The sequence below is a fragment of the Mariniradius sediminis genome (assembly GCF_021491425.1).
GTDB classification, from domain to species: Bacteria; Bacteroidota; Bacteroidia; order Cytophagales; family Cyclobacteriaceae; genus Mariniradius; species Mariniradius saccharolyticus.
In genome coordinates, this window is record NZ_JAKEVZ010000005.1 from 171,609 (window position 1) to 183,850 (window position 12,242).

At 45.5% G+C, this 12,242-nt stretch carries 11 protein-coding genes; 4 read left to right on the top strand and 7 right to left on the bottom strand.

The window, feature by feature from the left end; all coding sequences use genetic code 11:
* Positions 1 to 188 precede the first annotated feature (188 nt).
* From L0U89_RS08185 to L0U89_RS08200, 4 genes are all read left to right on the top strand, one after another.
* Entirely contained in the window at positions 189 to 1,763 is a 1,575-nt protein-coding gene (locus tag L0U89_RS08185; protein WP_234861084.1) for a hypothetical protein, read from the top strand.
* Between the two features lie 97 nt (positions 1,764 to 1,860).
* Complete coding sequence (locus tag L0U89_RS08190; protein WP_234861085.1) at positions 1,861 to 3,243, top strand: hypothetical protein; 1,383 nt, start codon at positions 1,861 to 1,863, stop codon at positions 3,241 to 3,243.
* A 70-nt stretch (positions 3,244 to 3,313) separates the two neighbouring features.
* A complete protein-coding gene (locus tag L0U89_RS08195) occupies positions 3,314 to 4,729 on the top strand; it encodes a hypothetical protein (RefSeq protein WP_234861086.1) in 1,416 nt (471 codons plus the stop codon).
* A complete protein-coding gene (locus tag L0U89_RS08200) occupies positions 4,719 to 5,360 on the top strand; it encodes a CPBP family intramembrane glutamic endopeptidase (RefSeq protein ID WP_234861087.1) in 642 nt (213 codons plus the stop codon). Before L0U89_RS08195 ends, L0U89_RS08200 begins: the two co-directional genes overlap by 11 nt.
* Before the next feature lie 19 nt (positions 5,361 to 5,379).
* On the opposite strand, the gene L0U89_RS08205 is transcribed toward L0U89_RS08200, so the two are convergent.
* The 7 genes from L0U89_RS08205 to L0U89_RS08235 all read right to left on the bottom strand — a co-directional run bounded on the left by L0U89_RS08205 (position 5,380) and on the right by L0U89_RS08235 (position 12,242).
* The gene (locus tag L0U89_RS08205; protein WP_234861088.1) at positions 5,380 to 5,973 is read right to left on the bottom strand and encodes a hypothetical protein; all 594 of its coding nucleotides are present in this window, start codon (positions 5,971 to 5,973) and stop codon (positions 5,380 to 5,382) included.
* A 152-nt stretch (positions 5,974 to 6,125) separates the two neighbouring features.
* Positions 6,126 to 7,397 (bottom strand): alpha/beta hydrolase family protein, encoded by a 1,272-nt coding sequence (locus L0U89_RS08210; protein WP_234861089.1) that lies wholly within the window; start codon positions 7,395 to 7,397, stop codon positions 6,126 to 6,128.
* 13 nt (positions 7,398 to 7,410) lie between these two features.
* Positions 7,411 to 8,571 carry an aminotransferase class V-fold PLP-dependent enzyme gene (locus L0U89_RS08215; protein WP_234861090.1) on the bottom strand — a complete coding sequence of 387 codons (1,161 nt, stop codon included), beginning with the start codon at positions 8,569 to 8,571 and terminating at the stop codon, positions 7,411 to 7,413.
* 48 nt (positions 8,572 to 8,619) lie between these two features.
* A complete protein-coding gene (locus L0U89_RS08220) occupies positions 8,620 to 9,915 on the bottom strand; it encodes a TRAP transporter large permease (protein WP_234861091.1) in 1,296 nt (431 codons plus the stop codon).
* A complete protein-coding gene (locus L0U89_RS08225) occupies positions 9,915 to 10,394 on the bottom strand; it encodes a TRAP transporter small permease (protein WP_234861092.1) in 480 nt (159 codons plus the stop codon). The genes L0U89_RS08220 and L0U89_RS08225 overlap by 1 nt, the downstream gene beginning before the upstream one ends.
* Before the next feature lie 37 nt (positions 10,395 to 10,431).
* Positions 10,432 to 11,583 carry a TRAP transporter substrate-binding protein gene (locus tag L0U89_RS08230; protein ID WP_234861093.1) on the bottom strand — a complete coding sequence of 384 codons (1,152 nt, stop codon included), beginning with the start codon at positions 11,581 to 11,583 and terminating at the stop codon, positions 10,432 to 10,434.
* Complete coding sequence (locus tag L0U89_RS08235; RefSeq protein WP_234861094.1) at positions 11,580 to 12,242, bottom strand: beta/alpha barrel domain-containing protein; 663 nt, start codon at positions 12,240 to 12,242, stop codon at positions 11,580 to 11,582. The genes L0U89_RS08230 and L0U89_RS08235 overlap by 4 nt, the downstream gene beginning before the upstream one ends.

The window sequence follows — 12,242 nt, forward strand, 5'->3', positions numbered from 1 at the left end:
GGTGTTTGATGTCAAAAAGGTACAAATTTCAAGCTGATATTGAAACTGGCTTTGATAGCTATCCACAACAGTATTATGAGCGGAATAAAGACTCGTCCATGAAGTCTATAACCATGTGTAAAAAGAGGAATTTTATTGAAAAATCGGCGTTTTTTTAATAGCTTACATTAAGCTAAATAAGGAATCAAATGCTGACACAGAAGGGTTTATTCGCAACACTGTTTGGGGTAATTTCCTTGCTGTTTGCACTGCTTTCCAGTATTACTGCCATGGAAGAAGAGCCCATACGACTCATTTTCTTTGAGGCAACGGACCATAGAAAGTTTGAGATTATCAATCCCGAGTTTAACGTAATCTCTTTAGACAAAAATTTCCGATCCACACACCTTCCTGTCCAAAATGGCGACTTGATCATTATTCGTGAATTATCCAATTTCACGATTCAAGTAGGAGCACTAGGATCTTTCGAAATTTATAAGGATGATACTGTCAAATTTGTACCGGAATTTGCAAATGCTGAAAAAGAATCCTACAATTCAGTTGATGAAAAGATTAAGGGTTGGGAAGAAAAACTTGAATCATTTCATCTAATAGTCGGAAAGGATTTTCCTGACCATCTTCGAATCAAATTTGAAGATTCGCTTCTTCTGGTCAATGACAAGGTTTGGGGGATTGACTTGTCCGCGTTAAAATTTCGAGAAGATTTTTCATTTTATTCAAAAAATATTGATCTACAGCATCTTAAGACAGTCACCCTCGTTCTTCCTTTGGACTCCAGCGAGAAAGATTTTCTAAAAACGCTCAGCGACAACAATCCACAAATTGATTTTCAAATCAAAAATCTTGACAGTATCGGGGTATTCAACGAAGACCTAAGATGGATTTCGGTTAATTTTCAGCCCAGGTACCTTGGCATCGAAAATGGCCCTGATTCTCTTGACTTTCGGATTCTCCAATCAATGCAATCCATGGAATTCCTCAGTTTTACGGAAATGCCAATTCCAATTCAAGAACGAATACTTCCTCCCATGCCACAAGTGAAATCAATGATGGTGATGGCGCAAAACGATTTCCTTAAGTTGAATTTTGATTTTTATTCCCAAAATAAACAAATGGAAAAACTTCTTGGATTGTATTCTGTGGGAACGGAAATTCATTCACTAAGCAATCTTACCAAACTTACGATAGCCGATCAGAGCTTTTTCCCTCGATACAATTTTAATCTCAGGCATCCCAAGCTGTTAAATCTAAATCTAGCGGTAGCAGACCCTACCGATAATTCATTAATTGTTTCAGATATCAGCAATCTAGAAAGACTAAGGTGGTTGTCAATCTTCTATCGCAGTGATTCCTTACCATTTGACTTGGCTGAATTGGCAGAGACTCATCCTCAACTTCAATTATTATGCCTCCAGCAACAACATGAATACCGAAGTTCAAATTATGCAATTAGTTTGTTGAGTAACCATTCTGCTTTAAAGGATTTTTCGGAACTTGAATATCTACTTATTCAAGATGAAACGGGGGGAATTGCCTCAGTCATCATGCAAATGCCGCATCTGAAATACCTGTCAATGCCGGAGGATTATCTGAACGATTCGCTCAGATCCGCAAAATTGCGAAAAGCCTTACCCAACACCATCATTTCTGCGAATTCAGGTTTTTGCTTGGGTTCAGGGTGGCTGCTACTTCTGTTGCCCTTGTCGCTATTGGCATTTTTGATTCAGAGATCATTCTTTCAGGTAAGTTTGGGGAAATCTTAGCCTCGAAAGGCAAACAAAATTGTCATGCACCCCGCTGATTAGGATTGTTTTCCTTCATTTTCCTTCTTATCTTCCTTTGGGCCAAATTGCAGGTCATATGCATCCAAAGCGACTTCTCTCCACGAGTTTTTACGTCATTGTCCTTTTTTACTTCGTATTGGCAGCAAGTTGTTTGGAAAAGCGCGAAAACCCGATCAGGCTTTTAGCCATCCAGGGAGATTCAGAAGTCTCCAGTTCCAAATTTCTATGGCGGAATTTTAAGGCTCCCGACAGCACTGGTTTTGTCCATATACCTGTTCAGGATGGTGACCTGATCTTTGGTGATGGTTTCATCTTCAGTTTATGGGAGGGCTTTCCTGATAGTATTATAGTCGACCCTCAAGATTCGATGGTGTTTGTTCATGGGGAGCTTTGGGGAATAGATTTTTCGGAATCGCAAAACAGATCAATTTTTTTGGATAGTATCCGTGATTTTGATTTCAACCACTTAAGGAACCTAGGGCTTGTTTTTCCTATGGACACTACGCAGAAAAATTTCCTTGGGAATATCAAAGGAAATCAACATCAAATAGATATTGTAATCACCAATAAAGACACACTCGGTTTATTCAATGAAGACCTCAAATGGCTTGCGGCAAATTTCCAGATTAGTACTCTTATCATCGATCAAGTACCCGATTCACTAGACTTTCATGTTATAAGGTCAATAAAGACCTTGGACTTTTTAGGCCTTGGAAATATTCCTATATCCTTACAGACTGGCATCCTTCCACAGCTTCCACAAATCAAATCTTTGTCATTAGGTGCTGAAGAACCTTTGAATTTTGATTTTTTCTACAATAACAAACAATTGGAAAGACTTATTGCCGGGTACGTTGTCGGAGCTGAAATCCATGTTTTGAAAAATCTTAAAGAACTATCCATAATTGTTCCGTCAGAATATTTCCCTCCCTATTACGACTTTGCAAAGAGGCATCCCAACCTCGAGAGTTTGGATTTTCCATCGAACTGGATCAGTGATTTCAGTCACTTAAAAGGCTTGGAAAAATTGAAATGGTTCTCTTTTCAATATTCCGGAGATTCCTTGGGCTTGGATTTGGAGGAATTAGTAGAAACACACCCTCAATTGAAGCTGTTGAGTATCTCGCATGAGGGCTTCAGATCCCGGTTGGCAAACCAATCTGCATTGAGGAATTTCTCCCAGTTGGAATACCTCCTAATTCAGAAAGAAACATTCGGTATAGACTCGGTCATCATGCAAATGCCGCATCTGAAATACCTGTCAATGCCGGAGGATTATTTGGAGGATTCCCTCAACTTGGAGGCAATGAAAAAAGCCTTACCAAACACCATCATTTCTGCGAATTCAGGTTTTTGCTTGGGTTCAGGGTGGCTGCTACTTCTGTTGCCCTTGTCCCTATTGGCATTTTTGATTCAGAGATTATTCTTTCAGGTAAGTTTGGGGAAATCTGAGCCTTGAAAGGCCGAAACAATTGTCATGCATCCCGCTGATTAGGATTGTTTTCCTTCATTTTCCTTCTTATCTTCCTTTGGGCCAAATTGCAGGTCATATGCATCCAAAGCTACTTCTCTCCACGAGTTTTTACGTGTTTGCCCTTTTGTATTTCGTGTTAATAGCTGGGTGTGCGGAAAAGCCCGAGAAGCCGATCAGACTCCTTACGGTTCAGCAGATGGATAGCGGGCAGATTGACATCTACTTGCCTGGATTAATCCATTTTACTGGAACAAGTGACAGTCTTCAATGTATCCAAATACCCGTGCAGCATGGTGACCTGATTAATATTGATGAAACTTATGATTTGGTTTTCCGAGATGATTTTCCGGATACCTTGAAAATCAGGTTTGAAAGTGGTTTATCGGTGAATAATGAAATTTGGGCCCTGAATATTCGGGCATTTTCATCGCCCTATGATTCTCTCTCAAATTTTGAAAAGCTTGATTTAACTAACCTGAAGATTATAAATATTGATCTTCCATTTGAATCAAACGAAAGGGAAATTCTTGAAAAAGTAAAAGCATATAAAACCGAAGTCGACATTCAAACTGACATATTCGATTATGGGTACGAAACCTCTCATGAGGTTAATGAAGATCTTAGATGGCTTTTTTCGGAATTTCGGCCACATTATTTGAGCGTTAAAGGACTTCCCGATTCACTGGACTTCGGCATATTAAGGGCAATAAAGACATTGAAATTTCTAAGTTTAGATGGCTTACCTGATCATATTAGGGAAGGAGTACTTCCACCACTTCCTCAGGTCAAATCAATGAGGATTGCCCCTGAGGATGAATACTTCTTGAATTATGACTTTTTTTCCCAAAACCAGCAACTGGAAAATCTGATTTGTTTTGGGATGGGAACAGAGATCCACGTACTGAACAACCTGAAGAAGTTGACCTTTTTCACTATGTCTCCATTCCCCTACGATTTCGGTAGACGTCATCCAAGATTGGAAAATTTGAATTACTCCATGGTCAAGTACCCTAACTTCACTAATTTAAAAGATCTTGAACTGAGTTGGCTCACTATTTATTATGGAGGAGATTCTTTGGGGATTGATTTAAAACAACTGGTCGAAACACAGCCTGGATTGAAGTTGTTCAACCTAGCCCAACTCAATGAAGAATCGGTGATCAAGAATCTTTCGGCCATTAGGGACCTTAATCGATTGGAATACCTTCTATTCCAAGGAGAACCCCCAGGTATAGACTCGGTCATCATGCAAATGCCGCATCTGAAATACCTGTCCTTGTCGGACGAATATCTCGACGATTCGCTTAGATCCGTAGCATTACGAAGAGCATTACCCAATACCATCATCTCTGCGAATTCGGGATTTTGCCTGGGTTCAGGGTGGCTGCTACTTCTGTTGCCCTTGTCCCTATTGGCATTTTTGATTCAGAGATCATTATTTGGGATAAGCTTAGGGAAAAATGAGGCTTGATAACGGACAACAACTTCTAATCAAGGCAGGAGCGCTTATTCTTCTACTTTGGATTTTTGCTTTGACGTCCCCGCTTGCTTTTCCGGGGAAAATCCTCTCGATCATTAGTCTGGTGGGGGCAGCATTTCTAATCGGGAATCTTCAATTGACCATTCGTGAGGGAACCTTTCACCCGAGTCTGTGGGTATGGCGGAAACATCTAGGCTGGTATATTCTAGGTACCGTTCTCATGTCGCTATTCCTTTCCACATTTGCCAGACATACCAGCGGACTGGCACTTATTCCCGTGCAGATTGGCCAGTTTGTATATGTTGCGGTCCTTATTGGGATCATCGAAGAGATTGTATTTAGGGGGTATGTACAAGGTGCCACCGCTGCACTAAATTCAAAATTCGCCGTCACGTTCGCGGCTTTGGGGCATTCCGGATATAAAGCATTCTTGTTTGTGAATCAAGAACAATCCATCGATATATCGTTGACTCTCTTGTTTGGTGTCACCTTTGCAGTTGGCATTTTGCTGGGATTGAGCAGGTATTTGTCAGGTTCTTTATGGCCTGCGGTCATTGCCCACGCATTTTTCGATTTCTGGCTATATGGCGATCTGGATATTGCCCCATGGTGGGTATGGTAATGGATAGGATTACTTGATTTCAACGGAAGGTAACCCCAAACAGCAATTCAAAAACATCATAATTCTGATCGGTGACACTTACGCTCTGAAAGGTAATATCTCCGAATTTGCCGAAACCCCAATTGGCGGTAAGCGATAGCCCGAGGTTTTTACCCAAAGGATATTCATATCCAAGACCAATTTTCCCTCCGGTCCCCGGGGCGTTTTGGGCATCCGGATTCAGGTTGACATACTTTGAACTTCCTCCTTGGAAATTCAAGAACAATGGCCGTTCCCGCAGCGGAAATACTTGAACCTGTCCATAAATATTGGAAATGCTGATACCCTCTTCCTCGAAATAGAAAAAGAAGAACTGATTGTAGGGTTCGATCAACCATCCGTTGAGGTTGATACCTGCCCTCAGCCACCGGAAAGGCCGATATCCACCATATATACCCAATGCAAAGCGCGCCGTTCGCCCTTCATTCAACTGGTTCCTGGAAAGTTCCAGTCCTCCCGCCCCCAGTTCTATGCCTGCGTAAAACTTCCGAAAAGGCTGCTCTTCCTGTGAGAATGTTGGTTGGTTCCCCAAGAAGGTTACCAGGGAGATAACCAAAATGATCCGTGTAGACATGGCTGTGACGTTTTTTCTGTGGTGACAAAATTTAACGATACAGCCCTTTAGTACAAATGACATTGGTCATGGAAAGGCGTACAAAAAAAGTAGGCTTTGTTTCCAGTTAAAATGGAAAAACCCGGAACAAAATCGCTTATCCAGAAATCCAATCACCCTTTCAACCACCGATCAAACCACTCGAAAGCCTCTTGCTGCATGGCAAGGTCAAACTTGTGTGGACCGGGATGGAAGGAGCACTTGTAGCGATCGGCCGCATCGGCTTTTTTAAAAATATCGGACAGAATCCTGTCAGTCTTTTTCATTTCCTCGAGGGTAAAAAGGTTGTCTTCGATATCGTTGAGCACCATAGTAGGTTTCGGCGCCCGCAAAGCGAATATTTCGGGAAAATCGAGCTCCCGCGGCAGCAGCGGAATATAAGTCATCCAGGTATGGGTATGGGACTTGTTGAGGAGGAAATCCGCCCAAGTAGTCATAAAACCCACCGAAATCGCACAGGAAATCCTAGGGTCCAAACCGCCCAACATGACCGTCCGCAAGCCACCTCCCGAAAGACCGGCGCAACCAATCCTTCCAGTATCCACGTCTGCCCTATCGGCCAAAATATCCAGTGCGACTTGGTCTTCTGCCAGGTAAACTGCCGGCCAGGAGGTGCCCGCACTGAACAAGGACCGCGCCATGATATGCTCGTGGTCGGATGCCCAGGCATTGTAAGCATCGATGTTCGTTCTTTTCGTCATATCGAAATCAACGATGCCGCGTCTCCTTTCTTCCGGTACGTCTTCGAGCATCACGCGCCGGCTTCCAAATGCAAAAGCGTCATTGACCATCACCACGTATCCCCGTTTTGCCAGCTCGTTGGCCCAAGCCTTTCCCTCATAATATGCTTGGTGGTGTTCCTGCACATAGTCGGGAATGTCATTTCCAATTTTGGCGATTTTGTCGAGTCCCAGAAACTTGTTCCCACCGTGGCAATGCAAACCAAGCACCGCGGGAAGCTTTCCTTTGGCATTCTCAGGTTTAAGAATCAAAGCACGAGTGGGATTTCCATAGGGTAATTGGTAGCTGATTTCCTCGCAAAGCAGGCCTTCAAACACAACGGATCTTAATACTTTGACCTTTGGTTTTGTATCCAAACCCAGATACCCCATTCGCTCCTTTACCAAGCTTACCCCGGTATTTTTCCAAGCCTCCAAATCGGTATACGTATCCCTTCGAAAGGACATTTTTGGCAATTCATCCAAAAACAGGCTCTTGGCCCAAGGCCCGTACGGGCCGAGTTGGTTCTTCTCAAAAGGTTCTTGCATGTCGTTGGGTAATTCAAGGTGAACGGGGTGCGCCAGTAGCATGCCGAAGTCTCCGCCAAACATACCCAGTCCCGCAAGTCCGGAGTACTTGATGAAATCTCGTCGGTTGGCTGCCATGGTAAGCGTTAATTTACTGATTTTCCGCGAGGATATTCCGAAGGGCGTTGATTAATGCTTCCACGTCCTCCTCGGTATTGAACAGGTGCAATGAAATGCGGATTCCCTCTCCCCTGACTGAGACATAGATTTGTTTTTCCTTCAGGGAAAGCAGCAGTTTTTCGCGATTGATTCCCTGTGGCAGCATCACCCCAAACAGGTGTTTTGCCCGATAATCATCTTCCTCAACCCAAAACCCGTGTTCCCTGAAAAACCGAATCATGGGTTTCGACAGGGTATCGCAATATTCTTGGATGTTGGAGACTCCCCAATCGAGTATTTGACCTATCGCAGCATTCAGCATCGGGACCAGGATAAAGTTGCTGAATTCACCCATGTTGTACCGTCCGGCACCGAGGCTATAGCTATCCACATACTTCGTCAGGTTGGCAAAATCCTGAGCATTGCTGCGGGTCATCCAAGACTCTTCCAATGGCTCACCGTTATTGAATACTTCGGAATAATACGCCAATCCGATCGAATAAGGCCCCATCAGCCATTTGTAACCAGCACAAACCAAGGCATCAATCCGGTACTCCTGCACATCGATTGGCAGAGCACCTACAGATTGTGTTCCGTCCACAATGAAAAGCGCACCATTTTCCCTGCACTTTTGCCCAATCGCTTTCAAATCGTACATCGTCCCGTCTGCCCAATGAATGGAGGACATCACGACCACAGCCGTATCCGAATCGATGGATTCCAAAATGCCTTGATTCCAAGCTTTTCCGCGGGATTGGGTTACGCTTGGAGGCTTCACCGTCAGGAGGTGTTTGCCATTTTCCCTGCACCATTTTTCGATGGAATAATAGCCGCTTGGAAACTCGTCGGCCACGACAAGCGCCTTGTTTCCTTTGTCTTTGGGTAGGTTTTGGATTGCGGTCGATAAGCCGTAGCTCGCAGATGGAATCACCGCAACCTGCGAAGGGGAACAGTTGACCAGTTTCCCGAAATTGATCCTAAGTGTCTCCGCTCCCGTGAAAAAATCATTCGGGGTAATCTGGATAGGGTTCCTTTTCAGCTGCATCGCGTGTATACCTGCCTCCTCTACTGATTTCAGCAGGGGCGACATATAGGCGCAATTGAGATAGTGGACTCCTTCGGGAATCTGGAACAGGGATTTCTGGTTGGTCATGGAAAGCGGGAGCTAAATCTTGGGAATAAGGAAACTTTGATTTTCTGGTCAAAAGCCAAACAAATTTGGAAGCCATAACGAAAGTGCAGGCCAAAGACTGACGACTATCAAGCCGATCACCATGGCGATGAAAAAGGGAACCATGGCTTTGAATACTTTCGCAATGCTCGTTTGGGCCACTTGCACTCCGAGAAACAATACTGAACCTACCGGCGGCGTACACAAGCCGATGCACAGGTTCAAGATCATGATGATGCCAAAATGAACGGGATCCACACCCAAGTCCATCACTACGGGCAAAAAAATCGGCGTGAAGATCAAGACTGCAGGGGTCATGTCCATAAAGGTGCCGACGAGCAACAATATCAAATTGATGATGATCAGGATCACGACGACATTGTTGCTCACGGAAAGCAGATACTCCGAAATGGACTGCGGGATGTCTTCCGCGGACATGACCCATGACATACTCATTGAGGTGGCAACGAGCAACATTACAACCGCAGTTGTTTCGGAGGACTTGAGCAGGATGGCTGGAAGGTCTTTCCAAGCTAGCTCCCGGTAAAGCAGCGATAGGAAAAGCGTGTACAGCACCGCTATCGCAGATGCCTCAGTGGCCGTAAAGACTCCCCCCACAATACCACCAATCACAATCACCAAGAGCATCAGGGAAGGGAAAGCCCTCCAAAATTTCGATGTAAACTCAGAAAAAGACGTTGCTTCCCCATTTGGCAGTTTTTCCTTTTTGATGAAAATCGCCGCCGTCACCATCAGAACCAAGCCAAGGAAAATCCCAGGAAGATACCCTGCCAAAAACAAGGCAGCAATCGAAACCCCTCCCGATGCCAGCGAGTAAACGATCAAAATATTGGATGGAGGGATAATCAAACCGGTCGTTGAAGAGGTGATGTTGACTGCGACGCCAAGTGGTTTTGGATAACCTTCCGCGTCCATGCGCTTGCCAAGAATCCCACCAATGGCAGATACCGCCGCCGCCGCCGAACCCGCAATCGCCCCAAATAGCATGGCTGCGATGATATTCACGTACAGCAACCCGCCGGGAAGCCGACCTGTCATGGCTTTTGCCAAATCAATCAGGCGGTTGGCAATACCACCCCGATTCATTATTTCTCCAGCCAACACAAAAAACGGAATGGCCAAAAGTGCGAAGCTGTCCTGACTGGTCGCCATTCTTTGGGCGATGGTAGTTGCAGAAGGCATCATCGGAACCGTGACGAGTAGCGTCAGAAAGCTGGAAATTCCCAAACTCCAAGCCACGGGAACGCCCATGGCCAAAAGCGTCAGACATGAAAAAAGCAAAATGAGAATTCCGATACATTCCATCAGTTTGTGAAGTTTTTCCTTTGATCAAGAATCAAGGGAATTTGGTAAAACATGACAATGAGTCCGCTGACCGGAATAATACCGTAGATATAGGCCAAAGGAATCTGCAGCGTGGCGGATTTTTGCTCAAGAATATAGGTAATGTACACCAAGTTGGAACCGCCCATGACCATGGCAATCAGGGCAAACAGCAAGATCAGCGCATGAACAAAAATCATCAGTTTCGCCCTTGCCTGACCTTCCAGCTTATTGGGCAAGACATCGATGGCGATGTGTTCGTTTTTGCCCGCGACGCAGGCAGCTCCCAAAGTCCCCAGCCAAACCAACATGTAGCGCGCTAGCTCATCCGTAAACGAACTCGGATTCTGGAAAATGTACCGGGAAATCACCTGCCAGGAAACGTTGACAACCATCGCTCCCATCAGCACGATCAGCAGCCAAGAGACAAGTTTGTCGAGGACGTTTTTGAGGTTTTGCATTTTGGGCTATTTGCTTAGCGACAATATTTCTTGAATTTCATTCGGTACTTCTGATCTTTTGCACTACTTCAAACAGCGCAGGCTGCGTGGATTGCAGGTTTTGGTACATGACCTCTACCGCCTTTCGGAACCCATCCGATTCGGGATAGGTGATCGTGACGCCGGCCTTTTTCAACTCCCGAAACGACTCTTCGACCGAGGCTTCCCAAAGCTTGTATTGGTACACCGCTGACTCGTCTGCGGCTTCCTGTAGCCAAGCCTGTTCCTGTTCGTCGAGGTTGTTCCAAACCTTGGTGCTGACGATCACCACATCCGGCACGGCGGTGTGTTCATTGACGGCATAAAACTTACAGACTTCGTAATGCCGGGACGTGTACAAGCTCGGGGGATTGTTTTCCGCCCCGTCCACGATTCCCTGCTGCAGCGCGGTGTACAATTCCCCGTAGGCCACGGGGGTGGGCGATCCGCCAAAGCTCTTGACCATGTTCATCGCGGTATTGCTCTCCATGACCCTGATCTTCAAGCCTGCCAAATCTTCCGGTGCATTGATAGGTTTGCTTTTTGTATAAAAACTCCGCTTACCGGCATCGTAGTAGCACAATCCCCGAAGCCAGTATTTTTCGCTTTCGAGCAAAAGCTTTTTACCAATCTCCCCTTTGAGCACTTTGTCGCGGTGTAGGTCATCGCGGAACAGATAGGGCATCGACAATACCTGAATCGTGGGTGAAAAGCTTTCCAGTGTCGCGGAGGAAACCTTTGTCATTCCCAAGCTACCGATCTGCAATAGCTCCACCAGTTCCCTTTCCGTTCCGAGTTGCTGGTTGGGATAAATCTTTAGGATCATCTTACCCCCGGATTTTTCCTCCAATCTTTGGGCCATAAACTCCATGGCCTCATGTACCGGGTGGGTTACGCCAAGGCCATGCCCAAGCTTGATGATCCGCACGCCGGCAGGTCCTTTGCAGGCGGGAAGTGAACAGAGCAAAAGGGCGCAAAGAATGACGACACGGGGAAATGAAGATGCAAGACGCGAGATGGAAGACACAAGATTCAAGACACAAGACACAGGACTTGAGACGCGTTTGTCTTCGGCATTGCTTTCACTTGCAGCTATCACGGTCATTTTCTTGTCGGCGATAAACGCTCTTGAAAAATATAACTCATTGATATTATATAATTTAAAATTCATTTCCTCAAGCTTTTGATGATATCGAGTGACAGGGCAATTCGGTGCTTCAAACCACCAAAATCCCCACGCTCGATTTCCTTCCTGTCGATCAATTGGGAGCCCATACCTACACAGTGCACGCCAGCGGAAAACCAGTCTTTCAGGTTTGCCTCAGTTGGTTCCACCCCGCCGGTAGGCATCAACTTGATGTCAGGGATTACCGAATGGACAGCCTTGATAAAGGCAGGGCCCAGCAGATTTCCTGGGAACGTTTTGACCAATTTGGCGCCCAGTGTTTTCCCGTTGTAAACCTCCGTCAAGGTAGCGCAGCCCGGCACCCAAAAGACCTGCTTCATCCGGCAAAAAGCACCTACTTCAGGCAGCATGGCGGGAGATACGACAAAGTCAGTCCCCGCATACAGAAAGCGCTGCGCATCATCCCGGGTAAAGATGGTCCCAATTCCCAACAACAGATCGGGGTATTTTTCGGCATGGATCCTCAAGGCTTTGAACACCTCAAATGCATTCTTTTCCCGGTTCGTAAATTCAAACACACGCACTCCGGCTTCGTAGCTATGGTCTACCACCGCTTTGGCAATATCCAAATCGGGATGGTTGAAGACCGGAATGATACCGGCGGCATGCATTCGATTCAATATTTCTTGGTGCGTGGGGGCCAT

Bases quoted from the DNA above. Each gene is read 5' to 3' on its own strand.
- L0U89_RS08185 (WP_234861084.1), top strand. From the start codon at position 189: ATGCTGACACAGAAGGGTTTATTCGCAACACTGTTTGGGGTAATTTCC.
- L0U89_RS08190 (WP_234861085.1), top strand. From the start codon at position 1,861: ATGCATCCAAAGCGACTTCTCTCCACGAGTTTTTACGTCATTGTCCTT.
- L0U89_RS08200 (WP_234861087.1), top strand. From the start codon at position 4,719: ATGAGGCTTGATAACGGACAACAACTTCTAATCAAGGCAGGAGCGCTT.
- L0U89_RS08205 (WP_234861088.1), bottom strand. From the start codon at position 5,973: ATGTCTACACGGATCATTTTGGTTATCTCCCTGGTAACCTTCTTGGGG.
- L0U89_RS08210 (WP_234861089.1), bottom strand. From the start codon at position 7,397: ATGGCAGCCAACCGACGAGATTTCATCAAGTACTCCGGACTTGCGGGA.
- L0U89_RS08215 (WP_234861090.1), bottom strand. From the start codon at position 8,571: ATGACCAACCAGAAATCCCTGTTCCAGATTCCCGAAGGAGTCCACTAT.
- L0U89_RS08220 (WP_234861091.1), bottom strand. From the start codon at position 9,915: ATGGAATGTATCGGAATTCTCATTTTGCTTTTTTCATGTCTGACGCTT.
- L0U89_RS08225 (WP_234861092.1), bottom strand. From the start codon at position 10,394: ATGCAAAACCTCAAAAACGTCCTCGACAAACTTGTCTCTTGGCTGCTG.
- L0U89_RS08230 (WP_234861093.1), bottom strand. From the start codon at position 11,583: ATGAATTTTAAATTATATAATATCAATGAGTTATATTTTTCAAGAGCG.
- L0U89_RS08235 (WP_234861094.1), bottom strand. From the start codon at position 12,242: ATGGCCCCCACGCACCAAGAAATATTGAATCGAATGCATGCCGCCGGT.